Raw genomic sequence first — 12,739 nt, forward strand, 5'->3', positions numbered from 1 at the left:
TTTATTCCTGCGGCAGCGGCAGGCGCTGCGTTTGTCGGCCGATCCTGAACTGCGCGCTGCCGGGCTCCAGGGCTACGAGTTGCCAGCGACCTTCGGCATCGCCGACCCGGAGCAGGCGAATCGCGGCCAGGCCGGTTGTGTCGTTGGGCTGGATCGCCAGGAAACGTTCGCCGCCGCGCAACTCGATGCCCAGTAGTTGGAAGGTCGGGGCAGAGGAAACAGCGCGTGGCTTTGCAGCACGGGAGGGCGGTTTGGTCGCGACAGGTTTGGCTGTGTTGATCTGTTGAACCAAGGCGTCGAGACGGCTTTTCAGGGCGGGCAGGTCGGTGGCGCTGGCGAGATCCTGCTGACGCTGGTCGAGGGTGTCCCACTGTTGCTGCCAGTGGTCGCGCATCGACTGAAACTCGCTTTCAGTGACTACGGCCGGTGCTGCCTCAACGGAGGCACGGAATGCTTCCAGTTCGAGTGCGCGGGTTTGCAGTTCGGCGATCTGGGTATCGGGGGCGTCCTGGCGGCGCTGTGCCTCCAGGCGGGTCAGGGAAACGGTCAGCACCACCAGCGCGATGCTGAGCAGGGCCAACCATGTGACGACTACCACGCGGGTCAGCCGCGAACGGTTGAGGTGCGTCGGAATCATGGCCGAACCTCCCCGTTAAGTGGGCCGGCGATAAAGCACACCCGCCGCTCGCGTTCGTCCACCGAAAGGCGCCATGCATTTCCGGCCAACAGCTGCAGAGTCTGGTTCAATGGCAATGGACCGAGCTGCACATGCGCCGCCGGCAAGGGCAGGTCCCACAAGGTCGCCAGTACCGGGTCACCCTCGCACAACTGGTAGCCCGAACGGCGCAGCACATAGCGCATGGCATCGCCGACAGTGGTGACGTTGGTCGCCGGAATGCGCAGGTCGATGATTTGCCGCTGCAAGATCTGTTGCCTGGCGTCGGGGCGCAGTTCGACCAGGGTATAGCGACTCTGGCGCAGAAATACGCGTGCATCACCGCCGGTCTGCGCCGGCGCTGGTGTGATGGAGGGCGCTGTTTCCTTGGTGGTTGAGGCACACGCGCTGACCAGCATCGCGGCCAACGCGGCAATGATGGGGCGATAGCAGTTCGGGCATATCAGCATGATGAGCTCCATGACATTCATGGGGCAGCGTCGTGTCTTGATATGCTCGCTGCCACCTAGAATGAGCAAGGTGCGGTGTCCCGATAGTGCAGACGGCTGTTTGGCTTGAAGCTTGATGGCAAACAGCACAACGGCCCTGATCGGGGCCGTTGTATTTTCAGGTTCAATACTCGTCAGGCAGCAGCATCGTCGTCACCGACCGATCCCGCTCGGTGATGATCCACAGGGTCAGCTCCGGCGTGACGTGGTAGACCGATAGCAGGCGATTGCCGTTCGCCAGTGCGGACTGATTTTCCTCCCAGTCTTCAGGGCAGATATCGCCCCAGTCGCCGTTGAGGTGGCGCAGCAGGTAGGGGAGAGGCTCGAAGGAGCTGCTTTCGATCAGGGCTTGAACCCCGGCCGTAGCGAGGATCATGCCCGGCGAAAAGCGCGGGGCGTTAGCGCATGCGGTTTCCATGGTGGAATCCTCCATAACGTACGACGAGGCCACGGCAAGCCGTGACGCCGTCGGATAGATGAAATGAACGCGGGTTTAGTTGGACTGGGCAGTCGCCGGTGCATCCGCTGGATGGGTGGCCTCGGCCTCTTCGGCCTCAGACTTGGGCCGGGCTTGATAGACCAGCTTTCCGTTGACCTTGACCCAACTGACAAACAGCAACCGCGCCTTCAAGCTGACGCCGGTTTTTCCGGCCTTTTCGCCACGGCTGTAGCGGAACAGATCGGTCCACAGATCGCCGAGGCGAAAGCCCATCAGCACTTTGTGGCCTTGCTCGACGGCCTCGGCGTAGCGGTTGACCAGTTGCCTGGCTTCAGCGCCGCAGACGGTGACATCGAAGTAGCGGTACTCGGGTGACTCGGTCGGGCCATTGAGTGCAGCGATGGTGCAGGCCAAAAACGCCTTGCCTCGGCTGGGCGTGACCTCGCGGATGCGGTTGAGGTAACCCAAACCCTGGGTGTGCAGATCGAAGTAAGTCGCCTCGCCGGCGACGGCAGTTGATTGGGACATGACAGTCTCCTTCGGTTCGATAGGACATGAACGTGGAGACGTCCCGTAGGGACGTGGCCCCACGGGTCGGTTGCCAGTGTCGAGCTGGCGGGGAAGAGCGGCATCGACCGTTGCAACAACGGGTGTTCGCACAAGGATGCGACGCGAACGGGGGATCAGCGCCGGGCGCCGTGGCCTTGAAGATCGGGGCCACCTGGGCATGTTGCCGAGCGGGTCGGCGGAACATGACCTCAGCCTGGCGCGGTGACGGCAAGGTGGCGCGGCTCAATGCGCAAGGCACTGCGCCCCGGTTTCGTTGAACGCGAACGACGAAGCCCCGAGGACCGAGGCTTCGCGGGGAGGTTCAATGCCGCGTGGCGTAGGTAGGCAGCCCCTCCAGCTGCGCCGCATCAGGATCGAAAATCAAAATGCGTACATCGGCCTGCGCGGCCAGGTGCAGCACGTCGACCAGCTCCACCGGCACCTCCGCATCCAACTGCTGCTGGCGCAACTGATCGGCGGTACAGCCTTCGATCCGCTCCAGATGGCTGTCGGTCCAGGGCGTAGCAATCAGCTTGACGCCGAACGCATGGCTGTCCCGCAGCTCGAACGCCTCCAGCAACAGCCCGTCCGGGACGGCGGCTGGGGTCAGTGTTTCGCAGACCGCATCCGGCAAATGCGCAGTACTGATTTCCCAGCAGCGGCTGTAGTGGCCGGTCTCGAACGTGATGTGCTGGATTCGCGCCTGGGCCAGTGCCTCGGCGTAGTGGTCGCCCACCAGGATCGGCGGCGACTGATCATGGGAAAATATTGCATAGATCACCTGCACCACGATACCCGGATGAGGATAGGTGTCTTCATGCGCCGCCATCGACGCATTGGAATTGACGATCAGCGCATGCTGCTCGTTGAACAAGCATGGGTGTCGTGCAAGCTGGTCATCCGTCAGATGCTGTTGCGATGGGTGCGGCGGCAGGTGGCACAGTGGCGCCTGCGCGTCGTAGAGGACGGCCAACAGGCGCTGAATGCGCAGGTCGTTGAAACCGCGGGCAAACGGATTAGAGGGATGATTGTTGATAGCCATGGGTGAACTCCTGGGCATAGAGGAGGGACACCGCCCGGCGGGAGGTGTCCCGCGGTGGCTTACCAGCCGCTGTAATGGATGATCAGGTTGGCAACCAGGGTGCGTCGCCGCATGTCGAGCACGCCGAAATCGGCCAAGCCGTTAACCCCGACACGACGCAGCAGGCGTCCGCCGGATTCGTCGTCGTAGACGCTGACCAGCGCGGCGATGAACACCTGTTCGCCATGGCTCATGGCGCCGATGGCGGATTCGATCAGCGGGACATTCGGACGCAGTTCCCATTTGTCCTGGGCTTCGGTAGCGCTGGCACGCTTGCCGTTTCCGAAGTACACGGGGCCGGCCAACAGGACGGCTTGCTGCCAGGTTTTGAAAAAATGCTGCGGCGCGAGGGCGTCGCGTTGATAGGTGTCGATCAGTTCCGCAAGCACGGAATCGGAGAGTGTTGGAGTCATGGGGAGCGACCTCCAGTCAGTATCGGCCTGGGTAGGCCGCTGGATGGGTTGGGAGCGCCTGTGGGAGTGCGGACAGGCCATTGGACCAACGCGGTGAACACCGCGTCGTAGCCTTGAAGGTTGGGGCTACCTGGGCAGGTGCTGAGCGGGTCAGCAGTGCTTGGGGTAGCGTGGGTGTGGCTGCCTCGATGTGACACCGGCAAACCGATGTGGCTCCTTTCCTGTTTACCTGCACCGATGCTTCAGCTGATTACGGCGGTTGAGCATGCGAAAGTAGGCACCGTTTATCTTCAACGTACGGTAGGGAGCGACTTATGGAATTTCAGGTGTGGCAAGCCATCGTTGTGCCGCTGGCGATCGCTTTTCTGACGCTATTGGGCACCTGGCTGACCAACTCAGCGAGCCTCTCTCATCAGCGGACTCAGCGTTTGCGCGAGCTGTTGATTTCCGGGGCATGGAATAAGGTGCACCCCATGGTGCTGGTACTGGATGTCCGTGAAGCCTTCGGCATGCGGATCAATTTGGATCCGCGTGCGTTGCGTCTTGCACTTGCCTACCAGGATCGCGCGTTTGTGGTTCTAAGGGACTATCTGTCGGCCCGCGAGTTCGTGCGTGTCTGCGAGGACGGAAGTCGCTTTCAAAGGACAGCGCGTGCTAACGATGATAGGAACTATCGCTTCTGGCCTGCGCTTGCTGCGTTGATCGGTCTGATCCTCTATACCGTACTCCTGCTGGTGTACGGCTACCTTTCCAGGCATGAGAGCGTGAATGCATGGCTGCTATTGCCGATTTCGTTCATGAGCTTCTTCGTGGCCGTCAAGGTGTCGGTTGGCTTGAGTGCTGCCAACCGTTTGTTCAAGCTTGGTCCGGTCATTGCTGACGGTAGTGGTGGGGTGGGAGCATCGCCATCAAGTCGGTTGTCTTCGTCCGATCCGGTAGCTGCTGCGGTGCCGGTGCCAGCCGCGGCGGTTGAAGTGGCCGAGGATGCGTCACACCGACAGTCACAAGGCCGTGCAGATGCGTCCTTGCATTGCACGCCCTCCTGATTGTGGGGTTCTATAGCCCGTGAGCTTGGTGTCGGCCTGAGTGAGTCAGGCGGGCACTGAATCGAACCAACATGGAGCTGCAATGACGACAATTTACTCACTCAAGGCGGCCAACACCGGAAAGGTTTTCGACCGATACAGCCAACAAGGTGCAGGCTGGGTCTCTGCGCTTACCCGCGCGCACCGTGTGACCCACTTCATTTGTCTCTGCACGCAGACGGGCGAAGGCCGGCTTTCGGTTCAGTTGCGCAACAAGTATCACCTGCACCGTTACCCAGGCTCTGGTCCGAATCATCGCCGCAATTGCCGCTTCTACTCACCGGATGCCACCAGCTCGGGGTTGCAGGGTTACAGCCTCAAGGCGGTCAGGGAACTTGAGGACGGGGGGCTGAATGTTCGGCTGGACCTTCCATTGCGTCAGCGGGGTCAAGCCACTACAGAGGCCAGACCAGCGTCACCGCGTGTTGCGGGACCAGGCGTGAAACGCGACGCGATGTCGCTGCTGGGTCTCTTGCATCTGCTCTGGACCGAAAGCGGTCTGATCAAGTGGTACCCGGCAATGGATGGGAAGCGAGGGGAATGGCTTGTCGCGCGATTGATGGCCGAGCAGGCGGAACGGATCAGCACTGCAAGAATGACGCTGAGCGATGTGCTGTTGGTACCCGCCGCTGATGACTCCAACGAAAAGAAGAAGAACCTTCAGGTCGTGGCGACTGCCCGGCAACACAAGCGCAACGTAGTAGCCATTGCTCCGCTGGCAAGATACAGCCCCGAGCGTGATGCTGTGCTTGAACGACTGCCATTGCGCAGGGCCGCCGGCATGCCTGCAATGTACCTGGCTGACATGGCGAGGACGGCGTTAACCGAAAGCTTCGCAGCCGAGCTGAATGCCTGGCAGGCCGGTGCTCAGATCTATGCCATCGTGCATTTGAGCGTGCGGGCAGGAACCAAGCCCTATGCGGACGTGAACAAGGTCGCGCTGATGCGGGTGAGTGAACGCCTGATTCCTCTGGATTCAGGCCACGAGGCAACGGTGGAACAGTTGCTCTACGACAACAAACGCAGCTTCTACAAGCCGCTTCGCTTTGATGCGGCGTTTGATGCAGTGTTCCCGGATTTTTGGCTGTTGGACATGCCCAATGATTACCCGATGGAAGTATTTGGTATGAACACGCCGGAGTATCTGGCGAGAAAGGCGGTCAAGGTTGCTCATTACAATGCCAACTACCCCTCTGGGTGGTGGCAATGGGATGCCTGCACAACGGCCTTGATTCCGCCACTTCCTATGCTGGTCCCGTTCGCTCAGGCAGATGTCGGCACTGTTGTGCACCAATAGTATGATAGCCTTTGCCCACTTGTTGCACTTGCTGGAGGAAAGACCATGGGAACCGTGCGTAAAACCATTACGCTGACCGACAAGCAGGACGGCTGGATCAAGGCGCAAATTGAGGCCGGTCACTACACCAATGACAGCGAATACATCCGCGGCCTGATCCGGCGTGAACAGGAGCGTAGCGCCGAAGTGGAGGCGATCCGTTCGGCGTTGATGGCCGGTGAGTCCAGTGGGGAACCGCGAGCCTTCGACCCTGAAGCCTTCAAGCAGAGGATGTTGGTCAAGCATGGCTGAGTATCGCCTTGCGCCGGCCGCTGAACGTGACCTGGAAGTGATCTGGGCTTATACCGTTGAGCAGTGGAGCGTGGAGCAAGCGCATCGCTACATCGACATGCTGACTGCGGCTTTCGCTGATCTGGCGCAGTGGCCCAAGACAGCCCAAGCCTGTGACCACATTCGGCCGGGTTACCGGTGCAGCCGCGTTGAGCGGCACATGGTGTACTTTCGCATCACCGAGTACGGAATTGCGATCATTCGTGTCTTGCATGATCGGATGGATGTGCTGCGTTACCTTTGATGTTCAGCGTTGATCCGAGCAGTATCCGGGTGGTGCTTACGCTTGCTCTGTTGAGCTATCGGTGGACGGCTCACTGGGTGCCAGCAACATCACCCGCGCCAACCGGTACGGCAGGATCGCCACGCGCCGAGCCTCTATCTTGAAGGTGACACGCGGATTCTCCTCGCGGTCCTCCCACTCTTCACGCACGGTGCGACCATCGACCAGTACGCGCATGCCTTTCTGGTACAGCGCCTGCCATTGTTCGGCGTCGTGGTGCCACAGTTCTACCGGCGCCCAGTAGCCGCCGCGGTCTTCATAGCCGTCCTTGGTCGGCACCGGGTTATCGAAATACACGCTGAGCCGCAGCAGGCGCCGTGGCTGGTCGTTGTCGCGAGAAAATTCACGGTATTCCGGGGCTGTGCCGATATTGCCTTCGCCGATGAAGTAGGTGCTCATGAAGCCTCCGTTGCGCTGTAGTCCAGGCGCTGTTGATGGATGCGTTCGGCATGTGTCAGTTGGTCGAGCGTGCGGTGCGCCAGTTGTGCCAGGCTGTGGGTCAGGCTGTGGGTCAGGCTGATCTGGGCGTTGAGCAGGATGCGCTGGCGTTCCAGCCGGTACAGCGTCGGCACCATGACGTCGCGTGTGCTGAGTGCCACCAGCAGGGCCTGCCACTGCGCCACACCCATGGCTGCACGATCAACCCGGCGCCAGCGCAGGAAGGTGGTGCCCGCTGCAGTTGCTTGGCGAGTCAGGTGCACCGGCAGCAGGTGCAGGGGTGAAACGCGGGCGCGGCTTAGCAGGGCAGGCAGGGCTTGCTGGATCAAATCATCACGCGCCGTCAGGCACGCCTCGACCAGAGCCCGCAGGTCCCCCTTACCTTTGAAAAGGCCTTTTAGGGAGGTCAGCTGTTCCAGCGGGGTCAAGGTGTGCATGGCGGCACCTGTTCTGGGATGACCTCGTCCAACGCGTCGGCGGTGTTCGGTACAGGCGCAGCGCGACTGTCTTCATTTGGCCCAGGACGCTTTAACACAGGTGCATGTCTGGCGCGCTGGCTGCCGTCGAGCACCGACTGTGGCAGCTCGCCGAACTGTTCGCGGGCTTGCAGCGCTTTGGCGTTGCCGGCCGCGAAGTCGTCGCGACAAACGCCACTGGAACGGTAGGGCTGGACCAGGCTGAACAGGCTGCGCAGCTGGTGTGCGCCGTCCTCCAGCCAGCGGTCCAAGGTGGGCGAGTCAATCAGGGCGGTGTGCTGGGCCAGCAGGGCGCGCCGGGCCAACTCGTCATAGTCGGCCAGCAGGTACAGGGCCAGGAAGCCCAGCGGTGCGTTGACCGTGACCGGCAGTTGCACAGGGGCAAGGTTGAGGTTGTCGCCCAGGTGCAGGGCGGCGGGGGCGTGGGTCAGGGCTTCGCTCAACTGCGCACGCAGATCAAGCAGTTCGGTACGGGCGGTGTCGAGCTTAGCCTCGATGCGAAGCAGCCAAGCATCGGCGTACGGGTCGTCCTGCCCGGCATCGCGGTGGATGCGGTTGACCTGCGCCACGAACCCGTTCAAGCCGACAATGCCGTGCACATGCTCGGACGGCAGGCGGCCGTGCCACAGGCGAATGGCATGGTGGGTGTGCAAGGTCAGCCGCATCTGGCTGCGCAGGCTGCCGAGCGGGGCGTGGTTGGGCAAGGCCATGGGCAAAGGGCTCAAAAAACCATTGAGGTATCAGGCTGGCAAGCCGGGCAGTGACTGTCTGTGGGCAATAGGTGCGCGGGGTTGCCCTGTTTGCGCAGATTCTGAAATAACCCGCCCGGTTGCAGTTATGTCAGTGACATAAGTCGTCAGTGGGCATTGCTGGAACGATGCGCCGGGTTCAGCGGATGCCGAGCATTTCGCGCAGTTCGGCCATATGACGGCGCGCATTGTCCAGCCGCGCTTGCCGCTGTTCGGGTGACAGCGACGGTACGGGGGAGGGTTCAGGAGACGCTGGCGCCGCTTTAATCTGTGTCACCCAGGGATGGAAGTCTCCGCGCAGTGCCTTCTGCAGGATGCCGAACAGATAGGCCGCCGGGCGTTGCACGCCGCCAGCATCACAACGTGCCTGCCACTCATCCAGCACCTCCTGGCGTATCGCCGGCTCCACGCGTTGCAAGGTAGCCAGCGCGGCACTCTGTTCTTCCGGGCGAAGTTGGGAAAATCGGGGTGGCAGGTTGGGCGGATTGGTTTCGTTCGCGCGCGTAGTACTAAAGCTTTTACTGATACTAAATACAGTACTAGGCACCTGCTTCGGATTCCGAAGCAGGGCGGGTTCCGGGGCTTTCAGACCTACTTCGGATTCCGAAGCAGGTGGGGGCACTTCGGATTCCGAAGTAGGTCGTGCTTCGGAATCCGAAGTGGGTGCATCGGTGGCATGGGCCTGTATGGCAGGTGAGGCAGATGCACCTTCGCTGGCCGTTGCCAGCCAGTCGGCCAGACGTTGCAGGTGCTCGGGCAAGGGCCGGACAGTCAGCAACGGGGCCTCCGCCAGGGCCTGTAGCGCGTCATAGGCCACCCACTGCACCGCCTTGCTCGCATGGCTCAGTGACTGGCTCAACAGCTCCAGATAATCGGTGTCCAGGCACAGCGCCTCGCCGGGTGTCAGCGGCGCCTCATGCAGCACGTAGAGGTTGGCTTGCCATTGGCCGTGATCCCCCGGTTGGCGCCGTCGCGTCAGACTGAGCCAGCGGCACAGGCGCAGCACGGTCAGCGCCCGCGCTACGGTTTCGCAAGACGCCTGGGCGGCGCAGGGTGAGGTGGTCAGGAAGGGGCGCAGCCGTTCGTAAGTAGGCAGGCGCGTGACGCCCTCGCCATCGAGCAACAGGCGGATCACCTGCCAGGCATTGCGCTCCAATGGCGACAGGCGACGGTCCAGCAGCAGTGCCCGCGGCACGCAATCGTGGCGTTGACCACTGTAGATGAAGTCATCGCGTGGCAGTGGCCTAACCGGTGTGGTCACCGGTGATGCTGAGCGGCCCATGGCTCAGACCAGGTTCTGTTCGACCCAGCCCTGGATCGTGGCCCACACCACCGACAGCGGCAGGGCCAGGTCTTCGGCCACTTCCAGCGCGAGCTGCAGCATGGCCGCTTCGTCATCAACCGCTACCTTGCGCTGGTCCCGCAACGGCTTCCAGCGCTTGAACAGTTCGGTATCCTGGGCTTCATCCAGTGCCGGATGACGGCCCTTGCGCTTGCTCAGGCCCAGCACGTTGCGCCGCGCCGCCACTTCCTGGTGGGTCAACCCATGGTACTGGCTCATCATCTCGGTACTGGCGCCGGCGCGCAGCAGGCGGTCGATGGCGGCGACCTCCTCGGTAACAGCGATGGCCTGGGTGAGAATGCGCTGCACCATCGCCGCATTGACCTTGACGGTGCACCAGCCGACTTGGGCATTGGCCAACACACTGAGCAGTTCCGGGCGTTTGAGCGCGGCCAGTTGCTGTTCGCTAAAGCCGATGGCCAGACATCGGCGCAGTTGTCCGTTACGCAGATCCTGCAGGACCTGGGCGATCACCGCTTGGTTCAAGGTGTGCGGAGTGTCCATCAGCATTCACCGCTGTGGGGCAATTGGCGCGCCAGTTTGATCAGGCGAAACAGGCGGGCCAGCGTCTCATCGTCCAGCCACGGGGCCTGGGTGGGCGTGCCGCACAGCAGCGCGCCGATGTTGGCCGCTGAGCCGGAGGTTGGATCAGCCAGCGCCTGCCATAACCCGAGCAGGGCCTGGCCCTGAGCGGGCAGGGCGCTTTGATCCGCACAGCGGCAGGCAAAGCCCAGCCCCTCGTTCTGTGCAAGTACCTCTATCGTCGGCGCGCAGGCTGTGCTGATTGCCTGCGCCAGTTCAGCAATGCGCTGACGCAGTTCGTCGATATTCGGCGCAGCGGCCTGAGTCGGCGGCGCGGTGAACGCATCGGCTGCCGGGAGCTTACCGGGCGCTGGGCGTGGCAGCGGCACCTCGGGTTCCAACAGTTGACTCAGCATGCCGCGACGCAGCTCTGTTTGGCCCAGGTCCAGCGCCAGCTCGTCGTAGCCTAGTTCCAGGCGCTGGGCCAGATCGCCGATCAGTTCATCGCGCGCGCGGTCCACCGAGAACGCCGCCATCTCCCCGTCGCAGCGCGCCAAGCTCTGCTCAAAGATCGGCGTGAACTCCGCCTCGGCGCCGGGCGCATGCTGCTGCCAAGTGCGCTGGGCGGCCTTGCGCAACAGCAGCAGCTTGCTGACCTGGGGGCGTCCCAACCCAGCGTGCAGCGCATAGGGAATGGCCGGCAACAGATACGCCACGGTATCACCCATGCGGCTGATCGCCGGTTGATCCACCGGGTAGCCGTCCGCGGTCAGGCGCTCGGCCAGTTCGCGCTGGTTCAGTGGCTGGCCGCTTTCCTGCTCGTACAACTGCCGCGCCTGCTCCACCGCCTGGCTGCGCTCGATGTAGCTGAGGCTGCCGCGCAATTCGTTTTCGGCCAGGTGCCCGGTCAGGGCAAGGATCTCGCCACGCGCAGTCCACGGGCGGAACAGGCACAGCAAGGTGTGGAAGCGTTCGTCAGCGGTTTCGGTCCACAGCTCGTTGAGGATCGCCAGCCGCGTGTTACCGCCGTTGCGGATGATGAAGTGTTCCTCACCGGGGCGCCGGGTGATGCTCGGCGGCTGGTCCAGGCCGCGTTGGCGGATCGAGGCTTTGATGGCCTCGTACTGGGGGTTGGGAACTCGACGCGGATTGAGCTGATAGGGGCGCACCTGCTCCAAGGTGACCCGCATCGGCGTGTCCACCAAGGGATCGCTGGCGGTCTGCACCGCTGGTGTCTCGCGGCCAAAAGGCGCCGCCAACAGTTGCGCCGCCAGGTCCGGTGCGCGCGACTTAGCCATGGTCATTACCGTCGCTGGGCTTGCGCCGGCGCACCACCGGCCGAGCATCGTTGGCGCGGGTGCCGGTGTGGATCGGCGGGAGGCCGGGCTTGCGCAAGGTCAGTTGCAGGTCGGGACTGATCTGCACCCACCAGCCCTCGCGCAGCGCCATCAGGATCAAGCGGCGCAGGCGGCGTGGCAGACGATTACTGTCCATGCGGGCGTCCTCCACGACCAGTGACCGTGGCGAATCGCTTCGTCCAGGCCGGGAACAGTTCACCCGCCAACGCGCGCATTGTTTCCAAAGCAGCGGGTGCAGCGCGGCCTGACGGCTTGCGGTATTCGACACGATGCACCGGCCACTGCTCGGTAGCTGCGCGCGGATAGGCATCAATCGCCGGCACCGCCGTGTGCAGCACCCGGACCCCGCCGCTCTGGCCGAACACTTGGCGCAGTGCCTGTTGAATCTGCCGCGCATCGGCCGAGGCCGGGTGCACCCGGTTGATCAACAATCGCAGCGGCGGCGGCTGGATGCCCAAGTGACGGTAGGGCGCAATATCGTCCAGCAACTGCAAGGTGCCCCGGCGCAGTTCGCGCGCGGCGAGGATCTCCGGGGTCACCGGCGACAGCGCCAGGTCTGCCGCCAGCACCGCCATCTCCAGCAGCACACTGCGCGCGCCCTGGGTGTCGATCAGCAGCAGATCGTAATGCGCTTCAAAAATCGGCAACAGGTTGCGCAACCGCAAGCGCCCATCGGGGGCATGCAACAGCAAGGTGCCAAGCTGGCCCAATTCGTCGTTGGACACAATCAAGTCCAGGCCTTGAATGCTGGTGCGCGACACCAATCGCTGCAGGTCATGCTCGTTCAAGGCCAGCAATTCATAAGCGCCGGCACATGCTTGGCGGGTCAGGGCAAAGTAGCTGGACAGGGTCGGCTGCACATCCAGATCCAGCAGCAACACGCGCAAGCCGGCATCGGCGATAAAGCCGCCAAGGTTCGCCGCGGTGGTGGTCTTGCCGACACCGCCTTTGGTGGAAATCAGGGACACAACACGCATAGTCATCTCCCCTCAGTCGCGCTCGGCGCGGCGTTCGGCGATCCACTGTTCAACCTCCAGCGAATCCCAGCCCACCGCACGGATGCCCAGCGGAATGCTTTTAGGGAAGCGCCCGGCACGCATCAGAGCGTACAGGTGAGCGCGCTTTAGGCCGGTTTTATGCTCGACATCCACCCGGCGTAGTACCCGGTGCTCGGCGTGGGAAGCTATGGAGGTGTTATCAGTCATGGTGATCA

The 12,739-nt window shown here is 62.6% G+C and carries 19 protein-coding genes; 4 read left to right on the plus strand and 15 right to left on the minus strand.

Annotated features, from left to right (window positions below):
• Nucleotide 1: 1 nt before the first annotated feature.
• From C4J85_RS13545 to C4J85_RS13570, 6 genes are all read right to left on the minus strand, one after another.
• Entirely contained in the window at nucleotides 2–637 is a 636-nt protein-coding gene (locus C4J85_RS13545) for a hypothetical protein (RefSeq protein ID WP_124409885.1), read from the minus strand.
• The gene (locus C4J85_RS13550; RefSeq protein WP_218567703.1) at nucleotides 634–1,125 is read right to left on the minus strand and encodes a hypothetical protein; all 492 of its coding nucleotides are present in this window, start codon (nucleotides 1,123–1,125) and stop codon (nucleotides 634–636) included. The genes C4J85_RS13545 and C4J85_RS13550 overlap by 4 nt, the downstream gene beginning before the upstream one ends.
• 163 nt (nucleotides 1,126–1,288) lie before the next feature.
• Nucleotides 1,289–1,582, minus strand: coding sequence for a hypothetical protein (locus C4J85_RS13555; RefSeq protein ID WP_124409887.1), 294 nt, complete (start codon nucleotides 1,580–1,582; stop codon nucleotides 1,289–1,291).
• Nucleotides 1,583–1,657: 75 nt separating this feature from the next.
• Nucleotides 1,658–2,131, minus strand: coding sequence for an STY4534 family ICE replication protein (locus C4J85_RS13560; RefSeq protein WP_124409888.1), 474 nt, complete (start codon nucleotides 2,129–2,131; stop codon nucleotides 1,658–1,660).
• A 343-nt stretch (nucleotides 2,132–2,474) separates the two neighbouring features.
• A complete protein-coding gene (locus tag C4J85_RS13565; RefSeq protein WP_124409889.1) occupies nucleotides 2,475–3,194 on the minus strand; it encodes an ABC transporter substrate-binding protein in 720 nt (239 codons plus the stop codon).
• A 59-nt stretch (nucleotides 3,195–3,253) separates the two neighbouring features.
• Nucleotides 3,254–3,646 carry a hypothetical protein gene (locus C4J85_RS13570; RefSeq protein WP_124409890.1) on the minus strand — a complete coding sequence of 131 codons (393 nt, stop codon included), beginning with the start codon at nucleotides 3,644–3,646 and terminating at the stop codon, nucleotides 3,254–3,256.
• 314 nt (nucleotides 3,647–3,960) lie between these two features.
• Here C4J85_RS13570 and C4J85_RS13575 point away from each other — a divergent pair, with 314 nt between their 5' ends.
• From C4J85_RS13575 to C4J85_RS13590, 4 genes are all read left to right on the plus strand, one after another.
• Nucleotides 3,961–4,692 (plus strand): hypothetical protein, encoded by a 732-nt coding sequence (locus tag C4J85_RS13575; RefSeq protein ID WP_124409891.1) that lies wholly within the window; start codon nucleotides 3,961–3,963, stop codon nucleotides 4,690–4,692.
• 82 nt (nucleotides 4,693–4,774) lie between these two features.
• On the plus strand, nucleotides 4,775–6,028 hold the full coding sequence (locus tag C4J85_RS13580) for a DUF1173 family protein (protein WP_124409892.1): 1,254 nt from the start codon (nucleotides 4,775–4,777) through the stop codon (nucleotides 6,026–6,028).
• Between the two features lie 45 nt (nucleotides 6,029–6,073).
• A complete protein-coding gene (locus tag C4J85_RS13585; RefSeq protein WP_124409893.1) occupies nucleotides 6,074–6,319 on the plus strand; it encodes a type II toxin-antitoxin system ParD family antitoxin in 246 nt (81 codons plus the stop codon).
• Entirely contained in the window at nucleotides 6,312–6,602 is a 291-nt protein-coding gene (locus C4J85_RS13590; RefSeq protein WP_124409894.1) for a type II toxin-antitoxin system RelE/ParE family toxin, read from the plus strand. The genes C4J85_RS13585 and C4J85_RS13590 overlap by 8 nt, the downstream gene beginning before the upstream one ends.
• 36 nt (nucleotides 6,603–6,638) lie before the next feature.
• Here the strand turns inward: C4J85_RS13590 and C4J85_RS13595 are convergent, their stop codons facing one another.
• The 9 genes from C4J85_RS13595 to C4J85_RS13635 form a co-directional block, all read right to left on the minus strand.
• Nucleotides 6,639–7,040, minus strand: a complete 402-nt coding sequence (locus tag C4J85_RS13595) for a single-stranded DNA-binding protein (RefSeq protein WP_124409895.1) — start codon at nucleotides 7,038–7,040, stop codon at nucleotides 6,639–6,641.
• Entirely contained in the window at nucleotides 7,037–7,516 is a 480-nt protein-coding gene (locus C4J85_RS13600; RefSeq protein ID WP_124409896.1) for a DUF3158 family protein, read from the minus strand. Before C4J85_RS13600 ends, C4J85_RS13595 begins: the two co-directional genes overlap by 4 nt.
• Nucleotides 7,504–8,265, minus strand: coding sequence for a PFL_4669 family integrating conjugative element protein (locus C4J85_RS13605; protein WP_124409897.1), 762 nt, complete (start codon nucleotides 8,263–8,265; stop codon nucleotides 7,504–7,506). The genes C4J85_RS13600 and C4J85_RS13605 overlap by 13 nt, the downstream gene beginning before the upstream one ends.
• 178 nt (nucleotides 8,266–8,443) lie before the next feature.
• On the minus strand, nucleotides 8,444–9,586 hold the full coding sequence (locus C4J85_RS13610; protein WP_124409898.1) for an STY4528 family pathogenicity island replication protein: 1,143 nt from the start codon (nucleotides 9,584–9,586) through the stop codon (nucleotides 8,444–8,446).
• Nucleotides 9,587–9,589: 3 nt separating this feature from the next.
• Nucleotides 9,590–10,150, minus strand: coding sequence for a DUF2857 domain-containing protein (locus C4J85_RS13615; protein WP_124409899.1), 561 nt, complete (start codon nucleotides 10,148–10,150; stop codon nucleotides 9,590–9,592).
• On the minus strand, nucleotides 10,150–11,466 hold the full coding sequence (locus C4J85_RS13620; protein ID WP_124409900.1) for a ParB family protein: 1,317 nt from the start codon (nucleotides 11,464–11,466) through the stop codon (nucleotides 10,150–10,152). The genes C4J85_RS13615 and C4J85_RS13620 overlap by 1 nt, the downstream gene beginning before the upstream one ends.
• Complete coding sequence (locus C4J85_RS13625) at nucleotides 11,459–11,662, minus strand: type II toxin-antitoxin system HicA family toxin (RefSeq protein WP_124409901.1); 204 nt, start codon at nucleotides 11,660–11,662, stop codon at nucleotides 11,459–11,461. The genes C4J85_RS13620 and C4J85_RS13625 overlap by 8 nt, the downstream gene beginning before the upstream one ends.
• Complete coding sequence (locus C4J85_RS13630; RefSeq protein ID WP_124409902.1) at nucleotides 11,652–12,503, minus strand: ParA family protein; 852 nt, start codon at nucleotides 12,501–12,503, stop codon at nucleotides 11,652–11,654. The genes C4J85_RS13625 and C4J85_RS13630 overlap by 11 nt, the downstream gene beginning before the upstream one ends.
• A gap of 12 nt (nucleotides 12,504–12,515) precedes the next feature.
• Nucleotides 12,516–12,731 carry an AlpA family transcriptional regulator gene (locus tag C4J85_RS13635; RefSeq protein ID WP_124409903.1) on the minus strand — a complete coding sequence of 72 codons (216 nt, stop codon included), beginning with the start codon at nucleotides 12,729–12,731 and terminating at the stop codon, nucleotides 12,516–12,518.
• Nucleotides 12,732–12,739 lie beyond the last annotated feature (8 nt).

This window comes from Pseudomonas sp. R4-34-07, from assembly GCF_003852375.1.
Classification (GTDB): domain Bacteria; phylum Pseudomonadota; class Gammaproteobacteria; order Pseudomonadales; family Pseudomonadaceae; genus Aquipseudomonas.

What these genes read in the sequence shown, in the direction of transcription:
- C4J85_RS13545 (WP_124409885.1), bottom strand. Translation starts at nt 637, where the DNA reads ATGATTCCGACGCACCTCAACCGTTCGCGGCTGACCCGCGTGGTAGTC.
- C4J85_RS13550 (WP_218567703.1), bottom strand. Translation starts at nt 1,125, where the DNA reads ATGCTGATATGCCCGAACTGCTATCGCCCCATCATTGCCGCGTTGGCC.
- C4J85_RS13555 (WP_124409887.1), bottom strand. Translation starts at nt 1,582, where the DNA reads ATGGAAACCGCATGCGCTAACGCCCCGCGCTTTTCGCCGGGCATGATC.
- C4J85_RS13560 (WP_124409888.1), bottom strand. Translation starts at nt 2,131, where the DNA reads ATGTCCCAATCAACTGCCGTCGCCGGCGAGGCGACTTACTTCGATCTG.
- C4J85_RS13565 (WP_124409889.1), bottom strand. Translation starts at nt 3,194, where the DNA reads ATGGCTATCAACAATCATCCCTCTAATCCGTTTGCCCGCGGTTTCAAC.
- C4J85_RS13570 (WP_124409890.1), bottom strand. Translation starts at nt 3,646, where the DNA reads ATGACTCCAACACTCTCCGATTCCGTGCTTGCGGAACTGATCGACACC.
- C4J85_RS13575 (WP_124409891.1), top strand. Translation starts at nt 3,961, where the DNA reads ATGGAATTTCAGGTGTGGCAAGCCATCGTTGTGCCGCTGGCGATCGCT.
- C4J85_RS13580 (WP_124409892.1), top strand. Translation starts at nt 4,775, where the DNA reads ATGACGACAATTTACTCACTCAAGGCGGCCAACACCGGAAAGGTTTTC.
- C4J85_RS13585 (WP_124409893.1), top strand. Translation starts at nt 6,074, where the DNA reads ATGGGAACCGTGCGTAAAACCATTACGCTGACCGACAAGCAGGACGGC.
- C4J85_RS13590 (WP_124409894.1), top strand. Translation starts at nt 6,312, where the DNA reads ATGGCTGAGTATCGCCTTGCGCCGGCCGCTGAACGTGACCTGGAAGTG.
- C4J85_RS13595 (WP_124409895.1), bottom strand. Translation starts at nt 7,040, where the DNA reads ATGAGCACCTACTTCATCGGCGAAGGCAATATCGGCACAGCCCCGGAA.
- C4J85_RS13600 (WP_124409896.1), bottom strand. Translation starts at nt 7,516, where the DNA reads ATGCACACCTTGACCCCGCTGGAACAGCTGACCTCCCTAAAAGGCCTT.
- C4J85_RS13605 (WP_124409897.1), bottom strand. Translation starts at nt 8,265, where the DNA reads ATGGCCTTGCCCAACCACGCCCCGCTCGGCAGCCTGCGCAGCCAGATG.
- C4J85_RS13610 (WP_124409898.1), bottom strand. Translation starts at nt 9,586, where the DNA reads ATGGGCCGCTCAGCATCACCGGTGACCACACCGGTTAGGCCACTGCCA.
- C4J85_RS13615 (WP_124409899.1), bottom strand. Translation starts at nt 10,150, where the DNA reads ATGGACACTCCGCACACCTTGAACCAAGCGGTGATCGCCCAGGTCCTG.
- C4J85_RS13620 (WP_124409900.1), bottom strand. Translation starts at nt 11,466, where the DNA reads ATGGCTAAGTCGCGCGCACCGGACCTGGCGGCGCAACTGTTGGCGGCG.
- C4J85_RS13625 (WP_124409901.1), bottom strand. Translation starts at nt 11,662, where the DNA reads ATGGACAGTAATCGTCTGCCACGCCGCCTGCGCCGCTTGATCCTGATG.
- C4J85_RS13630 (WP_124409902.1), bottom strand. Translation starts at nt 12,503, where the DNA reads ATGCGTGTTGTGTCCCTGATTTCCACCAAAGGCGGTGTCGGCAAGACC.
- C4J85_RS13635 (WP_124409903.1), bottom strand. Translation starts at nt 12,731, where the DNA reads ATGACTGATAACACCTCCATAGCTTCCCACGCCGAGCACCGGGTACTA.